This window comes from Streptomyces sp. NPDC003032 (assembly GCF_053591415.1).
Window position 1 is genome coordinate 352,282 of the sequence record NZ_JBSFTT010000003.1, and the last position, 13,838, is coordinate 366,119.

The 13,838-nt window shown below is 71.0% G+C and carries 13 protein-coding genes; 6 read left to right on the forward strand and 7 right to left on the reverse strand.

Annotated elements, in window-relative coordinates; genetic code table 11:
- Positions 1–25 precede the first annotated feature (25 nt).
- The gene (locus ACWDZ7_RS06160) at positions 26–892 is read right to left on the reverse strand and encodes a PHP domain-containing protein (RefSeq protein WP_451512643.1); all 867 of its coding nucleotides are present in this window, start codon (positions 890–892) and stop codon (positions 26–28) included.
- Between the two features lie 127 nt (positions 893–1,019).
- Entirely contained in the window at positions 1,020–1,661 is a 642-nt protein-coding gene (locus tag ACWDZ7_RS06165) for a DUF6758 family protein (RefSeq protein ID WP_451795211.1), read from the reverse strand.
- A 167-nt stretch (positions 1,662–1,828) separates the two neighbouring features.
- On the opposite strand from ACWDZ7_RS06165, the gene ACWDZ7_RS06170 reads away from it, so the two are divergent.
- On the forward strand, positions 1,829–3,049 hold the full coding sequence (locus ACWDZ7_RS06170) for an MFS transporter (RefSeq protein WP_451795213.1): 1,221 nt from the start codon (positions 1,829–1,831) through the stop codon (positions 3,047–3,049).
- A 60-nt stretch (positions 3,050–3,109) separates the two neighbouring features.
- Here the strand turns inward: ACWDZ7_RS06170 and ACWDZ7_RS06175 are convergent, their stop codons facing one another.
- Entirely contained in the window at positions 3,110–3,694 is a 585-nt protein-coding gene (locus ACWDZ7_RS06175) for a suppressor of fused domain protein (RefSeq protein WP_451795214.1), read from the reverse strand.
- A 511-nt stretch (positions 3,695–4,205) separates the two neighbouring features.
- Here ACWDZ7_RS06175 and ACWDZ7_RS06180 point away from each other — a divergent pair.
- Both ACWDZ7_RS06180 and ACWDZ7_RS06185 read left to right on the forward strand, forming a co-directional pair.
- Complete coding sequence (locus ACWDZ7_RS06180) at positions 4,206–5,345, forward strand: magnesium and cobalt transport protein CorA (protein WP_451795216.1); 1,140 nt, start codon at positions 4,206–4,208, stop codon at positions 5,343–5,345.
- 22 nt (positions 5,346–5,367) lie between these two features.
- The gene (locus tag ACWDZ7_RS06185) at positions 5,368–5,895 is read left to right on the forward strand and encodes a hypothetical protein (protein WP_451795218.1); all 528 of its coding nucleotides are present in this window, start codon (positions 5,368–5,370) and stop codon (positions 5,893–5,895) included.
- 137 nt (positions 5,896–6,032) lie between these two features.
- Here the strand turns inward: ACWDZ7_RS06185 and ACWDZ7_RS06190 are convergent, their stop codons facing one another.
- Positions 6,033–6,812, reverse strand: a complete 780-nt coding sequence (locus ACWDZ7_RS06190) for a hypothetical protein (protein ID WP_451795219.1) — start codon at positions 6,810–6,812, stop codon at positions 6,033–6,035.
- 199 nt (positions 6,813–7,011) lie between these two features.
- Between ACWDZ7_RS06190 and ACWDZ7_RS06195 the strand changes: the two genes are divergently transcribed.
- From ACWDZ7_RS06195 to ACWDZ7_RS06205, 3 genes are read left to right on the forward strand one after another with little or no spacing between them, the layout of a single operon-like run.
- On the forward strand, positions 7,012–8,292 hold the full coding sequence (locus ACWDZ7_RS06195; protein WP_451795220.1) for a magnesium transporter MgtE N-terminal domain-containing protein: 1,281 nt from the start codon (positions 7,012–7,014) through the stop codon (positions 8,290–8,292).
- The gene (locus ACWDZ7_RS06200) at positions 8,279–8,863 is read left to right on the forward strand and encodes a DUF1003 domain-containing protein (RefSeq protein ID WP_451795221.1); all 585 of its coding nucleotides are present in this window, start codon (positions 8,279–8,281) and stop codon (positions 8,861–8,863) included. Before ACWDZ7_RS06195 ends, ACWDZ7_RS06200 begins: the two co-directional genes overlap by 14 nt.
- A 43-nt stretch (positions 8,864–8,906) precedes the next feature.
- Complete coding sequence (locus tag ACWDZ7_RS06205; RefSeq protein WP_451795223.1) at positions 8,907–10,040, forward strand: Mrp/NBP35 family ATP-binding protein; 1,134 nt, start codon at positions 8,907–8,909, stop codon at positions 10,038–10,040.
- Positions 10,041–10,124: 84 nt separating this feature from the next.
- Here the strand turns inward: ACWDZ7_RS06205 and ACWDZ7_RS06210 are convergent, their stop codons facing one another.
- The 3 genes from ACWDZ7_RS06210 to ACWDZ7_RS06220 form a co-directional block, all read right to left on the reverse strand.
- Complete coding sequence (locus ACWDZ7_RS06210; RefSeq protein WP_451795224.1) at positions 10,125–10,793, reverse strand: hypothetical protein; 669 nt, start codon at positions 10,791–10,793, stop codon at positions 10,125–10,127.
- Positions 10,794–10,913: 120 nt separating this feature from the next.
- Positions 10,914–11,375, reverse strand: coding sequence for a sec-independent translocase (locus ACWDZ7_RS06215; protein ID WP_451795226.1), 462 nt, complete (start codon positions 11,373–11,375; stop codon positions 10,914–10,916).
- A 158-nt stretch (positions 11,376–11,533) separates the two neighbouring features.
- On the reverse strand, positions 11,534–13,717 hold the full coding sequence (locus tag ACWDZ7_RS06220; RefSeq protein ID WP_451795227.1) for a trypsin-like peptidase domain-containing protein: 2,184 nt from the start codon (positions 13,715–13,717) through the stop codon (positions 11,534–11,536).
- Positions 13,718–13,838 lie beyond the last annotated feature (121 nt).

Sequence of the window (13,838 nt, forward strand, 5' to 3'; positions counted from 1 at the left end):
AGGGGTGCGCGCGAGCGCGGAGGCGTTACGCCGCCGGGCCTCCGCCCGCTCCGGGCACGGGGAACGCCCCTGTGGCCCGGCGCGTGATCTCGCCGTAGATCTCGGGGTCGGTGGTGAACTCCCCGAGCACGCATGTCTTGCGACTGCCGTGGTAGTCGCTGGAGCCGGTGACCAGCAGACCGAGGTCCGCGGCGAGGCCGCGCAGCCGGGTGCGGGTCTCGGGCGCGTGGTCCATGTGGTCGGCCTCGATGCCGTCGAGGCCCGCCGCGGCGAGTTCCGCTATCGCGTTCTCGGGCACCACCTGGCCGCGCTTGACGGCGGCGGGGTGCGCGAAGACGGTGACGCCGCCGGCCGCCTTCACCAGGCGGATCGCGTCGAAGGGGTCCAGCTCGTGCTTCTCGGCGTACGCGCGGCCGCCGTCGGCGAGCCACTGCGGCGTGAAGGCGTCGGAGACGGTGGGCACGACGCCCAGTTCGACGAGGGCCTCGGCTATGTGCGGGCGGCCGACCGAGCCGTCCCCCGCGATGCGCGCGACCCGCTCCCAGGTCACGTCCACGCCGAGTTCCTGGAGCTTGCCGACCATCGCCTTGGCGCGCGGCACCCGGTCGTCGCGCACCAGCTCGCGCTCGCGGGAGAGCTCCGGCTCCTCGGGGTCGAAGAGGTACGCCAGCATGTGCAGCCCCACGCCGTCGAGGCGGCAGGACAGCTCGGCGCCGGTGACCAGGGTCAGGCCGGGGGGCAGGGCGGCGATCGCCTCGGCGTGGCCGCGCGTCGTGTCGTGGTCGGTCAGCGCGACGACGTCGAGACCGGCGGCTGCCGCGTTCCGCACCAGTTCGGCCGGGGTGTCCGTGCCGTCGGACGCGGTGGAGTGAGTGTGCAGATCGATGCGCACGGCGCTGACTCCAGGCTCTGACGGGGGCGGACGAAGGGGACGCTCAAGGATAACGGGAATCGAATGCTCGCCCGCCCGCCCCGCCCAAGGCGCCCCCGCCGGCCCGCTCAAGGCCCCTCAAGGCCCCTCAAGGCATGAGCAGCCGCGGCGAGAGCGCCCCGCACGGCACCAGGTCCGTCTCGGCGCCCGCGTCCCGCAGATCGGTCAGCACCAGCTCGTCGTACATGAGGAGCCCCGACTGCTCCGGCCACGCGATGGCCCACAGCCACAGGCCCCGCGCCTCCCCCGCGAAGACGGCCCGGTCGTCCGGCGTCCCCGACAGGTGCCACAGCGGCGTGGGCCGCCCGGCGGCGAGGACCTTGGTCTGCGGCGGCTTCTCGACGCTCATATAGGGGCCGGGGTCGGGACCGTCGACGCCCGCATACCGCGCGCCGAGGCCGACGCCCAGTTCCTCGGCGACGAGCACCAGTTCACCGACGCCGCCGAGCGGCGCGGGCCCCGAGCAGGCCACCGCGGTGGCGCGCCCGCCGCTGCGGTCGTCGCCCGCGCAGGCCACGCCCGTGTACAGCCAGCCGACCGGCAGGGGCCACGGCATCCACACCGGCACCTGCGCGCGGTGCACAACGACTTGGAGGGCCTCGACGCTGGGCGGGATCACGGGCTGCAGCGGGTGCACGGTGCCGTGCACATCGCACTGCCAGGAGTCGGCAAAGAGACCGGGAGCCCTGACCCGGCCACCACACTTCGGGCAACTGGGTTCGCCCCTCATAGCGACCAACGGTCCTCTCCGGTCGTCGCCCCGTCAAGGACGATCACCCGTCCGGTGGCCCTGTCACCAGGGAAATTTAGATGTATCTTGCACCATTTAGGCTGTCTAATTTAGTATGTGTATTCGCCAACGAAATCCCTCAGTGGAAGCAGTGAAGGAGCGGCTGCATGAACAGCAGCACTGGATCGGTCAGCATCCTGCGGCAGCCCAAGGCCGTCTGGGCCACGGCGGGCGCCTCCGTCGTCGCCTTCATGGGCATCGGGCTCGTCGACCCGATCCTGCCCTCCATCGCCAAGGGCCTGGACGCCACCGCCAGCCAGGTCTCCCTCCTCTTCACCTCGTACTTCCTGATCACCGCCGTCGCCATGCTCGTGACCGGCTTCGTCTCCAGCCGCATCGGCGGCAAGAAGACCCTGCTCCTCGGCCTCGCACTCGTCGTGGTCTTCGCGGCTCTCTCCGGTACGTCGGGCTCGGTCGGTGAGCTGGTCGGGTTCCGGGCGGGCTGGGGCCTCGGCAACGCGCTCTTCGTGTCGACCGCACTCGCCGTCATCGTCGGCGCGGCGGCCGGTGGCAGCGCGGCCGCGATCCTGCTGTACGAGTCGGCACTCGGGCTCGGCATGGCGTGCGGGCCACTGGTCGGCGCGCTGCTCGGCGACGCCAGCTGGCGCTACCCGTTCTTCGGCACCGCCGCGCTGATGGCGATCGGCTTCCTCTGCATCACGGCGTTCCTCAAGGAGCAGCCGCGGCCCGCGAGGAAGACGTCCCTGCTCGACCCGGTGAAGGCGCTCGGCCACGGCGGGCTCGCCTCGGCGGCGGCCTCCGCGTTCTTCTACAACTACACGTTCTTCACCGTGCTGGCCTTCACACCGTTCGTGCTGAACATGACCCCGTACAAGTCGGGCGCCGTCTTCTTCGCCTGGGGCGTGCTGCTCGCGGTCTTCTCGGTGATCGTCGCACCCCGGCTCCAGAAGCGGTTCGGCTCGCTGAAGGTGCTCGGCGGTTCGCTGGTGCTGCTCGCCGTGGACGTACTGGTGCTCGGCTACGGCAACCACGCGACGGCCATCGTCTGCACGGTCCTGTCCGGCGCCTTCATCGGCGTGAACAACACCGTCTACACCGAGCTGGCCCTCGGCGTCTCCGACGCGCCCCGGCCGGTGGCCAGCGCCGGCTACAACTTCGTACGGTGGTTCGCCGCGGCCGCGGCGCCGTTCTTCGCGCCGAAGATCGAGGAGTGGAGCGACATCCACATCCCGTTCGTGGTCGCGGCCGTCACGGCCGTGCTCGGCGCCGTCGTGGTCCGGGTGCGCCGCACCTCGCTCGCACACGACGCCGAGGAGCTGGAGTCGAAGCACGCCACGGAGGACGGCGTCGGCGTCTTCGCCAACTGACGCCGCCGTTCAGGGATTTCACCGTTCAGGGATTCACCGATCAGGGATCGATCAGGGGTTTCAGTCCAGGGACACGGACTTGCGCAGCGGATCGCGCAGGTCCGTTCCGCTGTTCAGCCAGCGCTCCTGGAGGGCCGCCGCGCCGTGCACCCGCTTCCACGCGGCCTCGTTCGGCGTCATGGGCAGCAGCGGCAGGAACCGCACGGGGTCCATCGGATCGTCGAGGTCCAGGTCCTCCACCAGGCCGCCGGACTCGGCGACCAGGACCGAGGTGAACGGCGCCCCCGGCCAGAGCGGTTCCCCTACGTCCAGCGAGGCGCCGGGCGCCACGACCAGGCCCTCCACCTGCGGCGACGCGGCCAGCACCGCCAGAGGGCGCAGCACCTTGTCCGTATCGGCGAGTCCACCTCGTACGGAGAGCACCAGCTCGGCGCGCGGGCCCTTGACGGGGTCGGCGAGCGCGGCGGTGGGGTCGGTCATCGGCTGGGCCGACATACCGAGCGTGGCGTAGCGCACTACGTCGCCGTCCGTGAACCGCAGCACTTCGACGCGGTCGGTCCCGAGGAAGGTCACCGCGGCGCGCGCGTCCGGTTCCCCCAGGCCAGTACGGAGACGGGCTTCGACCAGCGCAAGAACATCAGCCATGACGTGAGCATAGAACTCGTCAGTGAAGGGTAAAGCGGGGACTTGACACTTCAGTCGGCTGATAGTGTTGGCCGCTGGTCAGGGCAGCACGCAGAAGCGTCGCTTTCAAGCCCTGCTGACAGACACTGACTCTGCGCCACGGGCGCAGAGGGCGCATGGGACTTCCCTCACGGGGGACCGGCCGGAGGAGGTGGGGCTGCAATGGACCGAAGTCGACCGTGCAGTACCACCCGCTCTTCCGCCCGGTGAATCACGCAGCCCCGTAGCTGCAGAAGCACACGCACGCACACCCCGCATGCACCGCATGCGCCGTCCGTGCCGTGTGCGACGGAAGAGCACTTCGTTTCCACCTGATCTGTCTGAGTTCTCTGATCTGTGTCAGTAGCGAAGCTGCCACCGCGACGGTGCGGTGCTCCCCGCTTTGTGGACGTGCCAAACATCCCGCAGCAGGACGTCCCCATTCCGGGCAGTTCCAACCGTCGTAGGCCGCCTCCCTCGAAGGAGCCTGCCCATGTCGATGATCCGCGACCTTCGTGCCGCCGTCCGCCCCTCGCTCCGCAAGGACGGCACCGCCTACCCCGCCTCGCCCACCTCCTCGTACGACTCCTACGACGCGACCCGTGAGGCCGCGTCCGCCGTCGTCGACTGCGCCGTCTACCAGGACGGCCGGCGCGTGGAGTGCGCCGACATCCTGACCCCGCACGAGGCGATGCTCCACGTACGCCGCGAGGGCGGCTTCGCCTGGATCGGACTGCACGAGCCGACCGAGGGCGAATTCGCCGGTATCGCGGCCGAGTTCGGGCTGCACCCCCTCGCCGTCGAGGACGCCGTCCACGCCCACCAGCGGCCCAAGCTGGAGCGCTACGACGACACGCTGTTCACCGTCTTCAAGACCATCCACTACGTCGAGCACGCCGAACTCACCGCCACCAGCGAGGTCGTGGAGACCGGCGAGGTGATGTGCTTCACCGGACGGGACTTCTTCATCACCGTCCGGCACGGCGGCCACGGCTCGCTGCGCGCCCTGCGCCGACGCCTCCAGGACGACCCCGAGCTGCTCGCCAAGGGGCCCTCCGCCGTCCTGCACACCATCGCCGACCACGTCGTCGACGGCTATCTCGCGGTCGCCGACGCCATGCAGGACGACATCGACGAGGTCGAGACGGAGGTCTTCTCCGCGCCGAGCAAGGGCAAAGGATCCGCGCGCGGCGTCGACGCCGGGCGGATCTACCAGCTCAAGCGCGAGGTCCTCGAATTCAAGCGGGCCGTCTCGCCACTGCTGCGGCCCATGCTGCTGCTCAGTGAGCGGCCGATGCGGCTCGTCGACCCCGACATCCAGAAGTACTTCCGTGACGTCGCCGACCACCTCACGCGCGTCCAGGAGCAGGTCATCGGCTTCGACGAGCTGCTCAACTCGATCCTCCAGGCCAACCTCGCGCAGGCCGCCGTCGCGCAGAACGAGGACATGCGCAAGATCACCTCGTGGGCGGCGATCATCGCCGTGCCGACCGCCGTCTGCGGGGTGTACGGCATGAACTTCGACCACATGCCGGAGCTTCACTGGCGGTTCGGCTACCCGATGGTGCTCGCCCTCATCGGCGGCGTCTGCTTCGCGATCCACCGGACCCTGAAGCGCAACGGCTGGCTCTGAGCGCCACCGATAGGCTGCCGCCATGACTGCTGACCCGCTGACTGCTGACCCGCTGCTCGGCCGCGCCCTCATCGAGGAGGCCGGCAAGAAGTCCGGCCTCATCTGGGTGCAGGGTGAGGACTCGCCCGTCCGGGCCCTGTGGCACGTCTGGCACGACGGTGCGGCGCACGTCGTCGGTGACGGACCCGGCGAGCAGCCGCTGCCGGGGCTCGTCGACGGGGGGCACGCCGAGGTGACCGTACGCAGCAAGGACAAGGGCGGGCGGGTCGTCGCCTGGACGGCGACCGTGCGGGAGCTTGCGCCCGAGTCCGAGGCGTGGGAGGCGGCTGTCGCCGAGCTCAAGGGGAAGCGGCTCAATGCGGTGGATGCCGAGCGGATGACTGCGCGGTGGGCTTCGGAGTGTCGGGTCGTGCGGCTCACTCCGCGTGGGGCGGTGGGCGAGTTGCCCTCGGGGTCTCTGGCTGCGGCGCCCTTGGCCACTGGGGCTACTACGCGGCAGGCTGTGCCTGCGGGGCTTCCTCGGCTGTTGTTCCGGCGCAAGCGCCGTTGAGGGCCGGTTCGTCCTCGCCCTGCGGGTGGGTTCTGGTTGCTCGCGCAGTTCCCCGCGCCCCTGAAGCTCGCCCCTGCGGGGCTTGCTTCTTCGGGGCTTGCTTCTTCGGGGCTTGTTTCTTCGGGGCTTGCTTTCTCCTATGACGTCGGGAGTTGTTTGCCGTAGTCGACCATCTCGGTCCTCGGTGGCTCCTGGAGGGGGAAGTCCTTGTTCCAGTCGGTGAGTTCGAGGGTGCCCGCGTGGCCGCCTCGCTCCAGGCGCAGGGGGTACGGCTTTCCGTCCAGGGAGACGCTCAGCGTGCCGCCGGCGCCCTTGTCACCGGTGATCTTGATGGTGCGTACGGTGCCCGATTCGCCCCGGTCGCCCTTGGCGAGCCGGCCGTGCAGCGTGAGCATGCCCTCCAGAAGCACGTCCTTGTCCGTGAAGCCGCTCAGCTGCTGGTAGGCGGGATCCCCCTGCGGGACCTTCACGTACTTGCCGTCGAGCTTGGCCGCCGCGGTCTCGTCCGCCTTCTGGGGCGTTCCCTCACCCTGGCCGCTCTCGTGCGTCCAGAACCCCGAGTCGGCCTTCAGGAACAGCTGCTCCCCGACGCGCAGCAGCTGGAACGTCTGCCCCTTGGAGGTGACCGAGCCCGTGCCGCCCTCGTCCTTGAGCCGCATGTCGAGGGTGTACGTGTGGCCCTTGCTCACCACCGTCCCGGAGAGCCGGACCGCCGACGCCGCCTCCGCCATCCGGGACGACTTGCTCTGGATCTTCGGCGCCGACAGCTTCCCGACGCCGTTCGTGCCCGCGTCCGGATCGTCCTCGGCGCCGCCGCCGCAGCCGGTCAGACTCATGACCGCCGCGACCGTGCCCGCGCACACCGCGCTCACGAACGCTGCCCTGCGGGCTCGGCTGGCCAGGGGAAGTGCGGTCACAGGTGGCGCTGCCTCTCGTGCGGACGACCTCTACGGCTTCGGCAGTACGGCAGCGTACCTGTGTCGGCCGAGCGGTTCGGCGCCAGTCCGTACGGACCCTCCGCCGGGGCGTATCCGACCGGGACGGGCTAGCCTGAAGCCCGTATTGCCGGACAGAACGGCAGGAATTACTTCGGGCTCGTGAGAAGGAGGCGCACGCATGGCGGCAGGTGCCCCCCGGGTCTTCGTCTCGCACCTCGCCGGCATCCCCGTCTTTGACCCCAACGGCGACCAGGTCGGGCGGGTGCGTGACCTGGTGGCGATACTCCGCGTCGGCCGCAAGCCACCTCGGCTGCTCGGTCTCGTCGTCGAGCTGGCCACCCGGCGCCGCATCTTCCTGCCCATGACCCGTGTCACCGGCATCGAGTCGGGCCAGGTCATCACCACCGGCGTGGTCAACGTGCGGCGCTTCGAGCAGCGGCCCACCGAGCGGCTCGTCCTCGGCGAGATGCTCGACCGCCGTGTCCACCTCGTGGAGACCGGCGAAGAGGGGACCGTCCTCGACGTGGCCGTCCAGCAGCTGCCGGCCCGCCGCGACTGGGAGATCGACCGTGTCTTCGTACGCAAAGGGAAAGGCGGAACGTTTCGGCGCAAGGGCGAGACGCTCACCGTCGACTGGTCCGCCGTGGACGGTTTCTCGCTGGAGGAGCACGGGCAGGGAGCCGAGAACCTCCTCGCCACCTTCGAACAGCTGCGCCCCGCCGACCTCGCCAACGTCCTGCACCACCTGTCGCCGAAGCGGCGGGCCGAAGTGGCCGCCGCCCTCGACGACGACCGGCTCGCCGACGTCCTCGAAGAGCTCCCCGAGGACGACCAGATCGAGATCCTCGGCAAGCTCAAGGAGGAACGTGCCGCCGACGTCCTGGAGGCCATGGACCCCGACGACGCCGCCGACCTCCTCGCCGAGCTGCCCGAGGACGACAAGGAGCGCCTGCTCACCCTGATGCAGCCGGACGACGCGGCCGACGTGCGGCGTCTGATGGCGTACGAGGAGCGCACGGCCGGCGGCCTGATGACCACGGAGCCGATCGTGCTGCGCCCGGACGCGACGGTCGCCGACGCCCTCGCGCGGGTGCGCAAGGAGGACCTCTCCCCCGCGCTCGCCGCACAGGTGTACGTATGCCGTCCGCCCGACGAGACGCCGACGGGCAAGTATCTGGGCACCGTGCACTTCCAGCGGCTGCTGCGCGACCCGCCGTACACGCTCGTCGGCTCGATCCTCGACGACGACCTGCAACCGCTCGCGCCCGGCGCCACGCTGCCCACCGTCGCCGGGTTCTTCGCTGCGTACGACATGGTGGCGGCCCCCGTCGTCGACGAGGGCGGCGCGCTGCTCGGGGCGGTCACCGTCGACGACGTACTGGACCACATGCTGCCCGAGGACTGGCGCGAGACGGAGTTCCACCTGGAAGAGGAGGCAGCGGACCATGGCGGCGGCTGACCGGGAGCGCGAGAACCGCGCCGAGTCCAGGAGCCCACGGTTCCGCCTCGACCAGCCACGCACCCCGCGGCCCAAACTGCTGCCCGACTACGACCCGGAGGCGTTCGGGAGGCTCTCGGAGCGGATCGCCCGCTTCCTGGGCACCGGCAGGTTCATCGTCTGGATGACGGTCGTCATCATCCTGTGGGTGGTGTGGAACATCGCGGCCCCCGACCACCTGCGCTTCGACCAGTACCCGTTCATCTTCCTCACGCTGATGCTCTCGCTCCAGGCGTCGTACGCGGCCCCGCTGATCCTCCTCGCGCAGAACCGCCAGGACGACCGCGACCGGGTCAACCTCGAACAGGACCGCAAACAGAACGAGCGGTCCATCGCGGACACCGAGTACCTCACCCGCGAGATCGCCTCCCTGCGCATGGGCCTCGGCGAGGTGGCGACGCGGGACTGGATCCGCTCCGAGCTCCAGGACCTGGTCAAGGAGCTGGAGGAGCAGCGGGCCGAGCAGCGCGCGGAGAAGCGCGTCGTATTCCCGTCGGAGGGCGGGCGCGGACGTGACGTAGGCGACCGCTGACGGCCCTTTCCCGGGCGGGGTTACCGCGCCGTACTATCGGCGTATGGCTACGGAAGACGCGGTGCGTGAAGCACTGGCGACGGTGAACGACCCCGAGATCCAGCGACCCATCACCGAGTTGGGGATGGTCAAATCAGTGGATATCTCCGCTGAGGGGGCGGTAGCGGTCACCGTGTACCTGACGGTCTCCGGCTGCCCGATGCGCGAGACCATCACCAAGAACGTCACGGACGCGGTCGCCGCCGTCGAGGGCGTCACGCGTGTCGACGTCACCCTCGACGTGATGAGCGACGAACAGCGCAAGGAGCTGGCGTCCGCGCTGCGCGGCGGCACCGCCGAGCGCGAGGTCCCCTTCGCCAAACCCGGCTCGCTCACCCGGGTCTACGCGGTCGCGTCCGGCAAGGGCGGCGTCGGCAAGTCCTCGGTGACGGTGAACCTCGCGGCGGCGATGGCGGCGGACGGCCTGAAGGTCGGCGTCGTCGACGCGGACATCTACGGCCACTCCGTGCCCCGCATGCTGGGCGCCGACGGCAAGCCCACCCAGGTCGAGAACATGATCATGCCGCCGTCCGCGCACGGCGTGAAGGTCATCTCCATCGGCATGTTCACCCCGGGCAACGCCCCGGTCGTGTGGCGCGGCCCGATGCTGCACCGCGCCCTCCAGCAGTTCCTCGCGGACGTCTACTGGGGCGACCTCGACGTGCTGCTGCTCGACCTGCCGCCGGGCACGGGTGACATCGCGATCTCCGTGGCACAGCTCGTCCCGAACGCCGAGATCCTCGTCGTGACGACGCCTCAGCAGGCGGCGGCCGAGGTCGCCGAGCGGGCCGGTTCCATCGCCGTACAGACCCACCAGAAGATCGTGGGCGTCGTCGAGAACATGTCGGGGCTGCCCTGCCCGCACTGCGGCGAGATGGTCGACGTGTTCGGCTCGGGCGGCGGCCAGAGGGTCGCCGAGGGCCTCACGAAGACGACGGGCGCCACGGTGCCGGTCCTCGGCTCCATCCCGATCGACGTGCGGCTGCGCGAGGGCGGCGACGAGGGCAGGCCGGTCGTCCTGACGGACCCGGAGTCCCCGGCCGGTGCGGCGCTGCGCGCGATCGCGGGCAAGCTGGGCGGCCGCCAGCGCGGCCTGTCGGGCATGTCGCTGGGGATCACGCCGCGCAACAAGTTCTGATCCGGGGGCGCGCCCCGAAGGGGCGCGGGGAACTGCGCGACCAGCCACGACGGGCCCGCGCGGAACCCCGTGCCCCACGCAGCGCTACGCGTACGCCCCGATGTCCTCGATGACGGAGAAGCCTAGGCCGTACGCGCTCATGCCGCGCCCATAGGCACCCAGGTGGACGCTCCCCTTCGTGGAACCGGCGAGGACCCACCCGTACTCGGACTCGCGGTAGTGGAAGGGCGTGGGCACCCCGTCCACGGGCAGCGACAGCGTCGACCAGTCCGCGCCCTCCAGGTCGTCCGCGAGGACCCAGGCCGTCTCCGTCTGCTGGTCCAGCCAGTCGTCGCGCCGAGTGTGGTCCATCTGCCCCGGCCAGGTGTACGAGAGCAGGCCGACGCCGGCGAGCCAGGCCGCCGAGGAGACCGACGTGGCCTCCAGGACGCCCGTGCCGTCCGAGCTGCGCCGCACCGGGTTGGCCGCGACGGTCACCACCACCGCGAAGCGCTCCTTGTCGCTGTCGCCGAGATTTCCCTCGGGGCGGACCGACGGTTCGTCCCCGTGGCCGATCGAGCCGTGCTCCACGGAACCGTCCGCTGTCGCGCCGACCTGCATCAGCCAGCGCTGCCCCGTGAAGGCCTCGTCAAGGCCGTACCAGGGGAAGGGCGCCAGCAGGTAGCCGTCGACCGTGCGCCGGGCGGAGGGCACCGCTTGTGCGGTGCCCTCCGCGGCCGGCGCCTGCGCGCCTACCCGACTTGTCGTCTCCATGTACCCGGCCGCCTCCTCGCTCTCGTCCGTCCGGAGCGGCCCACCCCCCTCGGGCGTCCTCACGCCGGACAACAAGGCAGGATAGCCACACCGATCGGCGGCGAGTGTTCAGGCGCTGCCTCAGGTGGCGTCCGCGTCGAACGGCGGGCGGTCGCCGGAGTCGGCCTTCGTGGGCTCCTCGGACTTCTTCCGCATGTCCACGCGGGCCCCGCCGGAAGAGGCCGCCGCGGCCTGGGAACCGGCGTCGGAGGAGTCGCTGTCGCGGCCGTGCACGGCGTCCGCGACCTCGTTCATCTCCTTCTTCAGGTCGAAGCCGTTGCGGATTTCCTTGAGCCCCAGCTCGTCGTTGTCGAGCTGCTTGCGGATGAACTTCTTGGGGTTCAGGTCGTCGAACTCGAAGTCCTTGAACTCCGGGCCCAGCTCTTCCCTTATGTCCGCCTTCGCGCTGTCCGAGAACTCGCGGATCTTGCGGATCGTGCGGGAGACGTCCTGGATGACCTTCGGCAGCTTGTCGGGGCCGAAGATGAGCACGGCGAGGACGACCAGCGCCACTATCTCGAGTGCGCCAATGTCATTGAACACCTAGAGCTCCTTGCGATGTCCTCAGCCCGCAACAGGTCGTCGTCCGAGGTCTGGACCGGGTCCACGGTACCCGGCGCTCATGTCTGTCCGGTAGCCGCTGCACGACAACGGAGAAGGACGTGGCCGGCCCTTTACTCAGTCACCTACTCAGTCACTACTCAGTCACCGTCCGCCGAGCCGAGCACCAGGGTCACCTCGCGGTCACGGCCGTCGCGCTCGACCGTCAGATCGAGGCGGTCCTTGGGGCGGTGGGCGCGGACCTTGACGATCAGTTCGTCGCTGGAGTGCACGGGGGCGCCGTCCACTTCGGTGATGATGTCGCCGGGCTTGAGGCCCGCCTTGTCGCCGGGGCCGTCCGTGTTGACCGCGGGGCCGCCGCCCTTGCCCTTCTCCGCGATGCGGGCGCCGTCGCCGCTGAACTCGGTGTCGAGCGTGACGCCGATCACGGGGTGCGTGGCCTTGCCGAAGTTGATCAGCTCTTCGGCGACGCGTTTGCCCTGGTTGATCGGTATGGCGAAGCCGAGGCCGATGGAGCCGGCCTGGCCGCCGCCCGAGTCCGAGCCGTCGTCGGCGGAGCGTATGGCGCTGTTGATGCCGATGACCCGTGCCTTGGAGTCGACCAGCGGGCCGCCCGAGTTGCCCGGGTTGATGGGCGCGTCGGTCTGGAGTGCGTCGACGTACGAGACGTCGCTGCCGTCGCCCTTCTCGCCGCCCGCGGTGATGGGCCGCTCCTTGGCGCTGATGATCCCGGAGGTCACGGTGTTCGCCAGGTCGAAGGGGGCGCCGATGGCGACGACGGGGTCGCCGACCTGGACGTTCTCGGAGTTGCCGAGGGTCAGGGGCTTCAGGCCCCGCACGTTGGAGACCTTGACGACCGCGAGGTCGTAACCGGAGTCGCGGCCGATGACCTTCGCCTTGGCGGTCTCGCCGCCGCTGAACGTCACCGATATCTCGCCGCCGGTGCCCGCGGGCTCCACGACGTGGTTGTTGGTGAGGATGTGGCCCTTGCCGTCGAGCACGAACCCGGTGCCGGTGCCCTGCGCCGATTCGCCCCTGACGTGCAGGGTCACGACGCCGGGCAGCGCCGCGGCGGCGATACCGGCGACGCTGCCCCTGGGGCGGTCCTTGGACTCCGGGTCGGTCTGCGGGAGTTCGATCGCGTCGACGCGGTTGCGCTCCAGGTACGACCCGAGTGCGCCGCCGATGAGCCCGGACACGAGGGCGACCAGAGCAACCCCGACAACGATGATCCGCCTGGCCCGCGTGCGCTGCCTCTCCTCACTGGCCGGAGGCACCGCACCGGTCTGCTGAAGGGGCGCGTTCCAGGGATCGTACGGCTGCCGAGGAGCACCGGCACCGAGGACACCCTGGGGCTGCGCGGGCGGCGCTGTGGGCGCGCCCTGGGGCTGCATCGGGTGCGGGGCGGCCCCGCCGTGAGGCTCCGCAGGCGGCACCGCGGGCGCGCCCTGCGGCTGCGTCACATGCCCGGAGGGCCCACCCTGAGGCCCCGCGGGCAGCACCGCGGGCGCGCCTTGGCCGTGGGGACTGCTGCCGTACGGGGTCCCGGGGGCGGAGGCGGGCGGAGGCGCGGCATGCGGGGGCGTGGCGCCGGGGAGCGGCGCGGGCGCGGGTGCGGCTTGCGGGGGCGTGGGTCCGGGGAGGGGCGCGGGCCCGTGGGCGGCGTGCGGGGGCGTGGCGCCGTGGGCCGACATGCCGTGCGGGGGCGTGGCACCGCCATGCGTGACCGGTGAGAGTGAGGTGCCGTGGGCTGGGGTCGCCACCGGGCGCTGTACCGGGGGCGCGGGCGCCCACGGTCCCGGCTCGCCGTACGGCGGGGTGCTGTACGGGTCCGGGTCATGCAGGGGGCGTGGCCGCTCGGCCGGCGCGGCGTCGCCGGAACGGACGGTTCCGGCAGCTGGGGTGCCCTGCGGTGGAACGGCCGGCGCGGGGTCGGTCGGGGCACCGCCCGGACCGGGAGCGGCACCCGGCTCGGGGGCGGCGCTGGGCTGCTGGTCCGTGCCCGTCTCGGCACCCGGCCCGGGGGCGGCGCTGGGCTGCGGGGCGGCACCTTGCAACGGGGCGGCGCCCCGCTCAGGGGCGGCGCCAGGCTGCGGGCCCACGCCCGAGTCGGAGGCAAACCCCGGCTGCGGGGCACGGGTCTGTTCAGGCGCGGTACTGGGCTGTTGGGTGACCTCCGCCGGCGGGGCAGCGCCCTGCTCGGGAGCCACCCCAGGCTGCTGGGCCCCGTCCCACTCCGAGGCAGCCCCCTGCTCAAGGGGGCCCGGCGTATTTGGCCGGGGGCGGCTCCACCACTTGGCCTTCGTGGGCTTGCCCTCGTCCATGCTCTCCCCACAACTGGCCCGCGGCGGACGCCGATTAGATGCTGAACTCCGCGCCGCCAAGTCCCCCCGGCAGGCACGGCTCACCGAGATTCAACCAGGTTCCCGCGCCGAAGCGCAGGGC

Excerpts from the sequence above, each read along its gene's own strand:
- ACWDZ7_RS06170 (WP_451795213.1), top strand. The coding sequence starts at position 1,829 with ATGAACAGCAGCACTGGATCGGTCAGCATCCTGCGGCAGCCCAAGGCC.
- ACWDZ7_RS06200 (WP_451795221.1), top strand. The coding sequence starts at position 8,279 with ATGGCGGCGGCTGACCGGGAGCGCGAGAACCGCGCCGAGTCCAGGAGC.
- ACWDZ7_RS06185 (WP_451795218.1), top strand. The coding sequence starts at position 5,368 with ATGACTGCTGACCCGCTGACTGCTGACCCGCTGCTCGGCCGCGCCCTC.
- ACWDZ7_RS06180 (WP_451795216.1), top strand. The coding sequence starts at position 4,206 with ATGTCGATGATCCGCGACCTTCGTGCCGCCGTCCGCCCCTCGCTCCGC.
- ACWDZ7_RS06165 (WP_451795211.1), bottom strand. The coding sequence starts at position 1,661 with ATGAGGGGCGAACCCAGTTGCCCGAAGTGTGGTGGCCGGGTCAGGGCT.
- ACWDZ7_RS06205 (WP_451795223.1), top strand. The coding sequence starts at position 8,907 with ATGGCTACGGAAGACGCGGTGCGTGAAGCACTGGCGACGGTGAACGAC.
- ACWDZ7_RS06195 (WP_451795220.1), top strand. The coding sequence starts at position 7,012 with ATGGCGGCAGGTGCCCCCCGGGTCTTCGTCTCGCACCTCGCCGGCATC.
- ACWDZ7_RS06175 (WP_451795214.1), bottom strand. The coding sequence starts at position 3,694 with ATGGCTGATGTTCTTGCGCTGGTCGAAGCCCGTCTCCGTACTGGCCTG.
- ACWDZ7_RS06220 (WP_451795227.1), bottom strand. The coding sequence starts at position 13,717 with ATGGACGAGGGCAAGCCCACGAAGGCCAAGTGGTGGAGCCGCCCCCGG.
- ACWDZ7_RS06210 (WP_451795224.1), bottom strand. The coding sequence starts at position 10,793 with ATGGAGACGACAAGTCGGGTAGGCGCGCAGGCGCCGGCCGCGGAGGGC.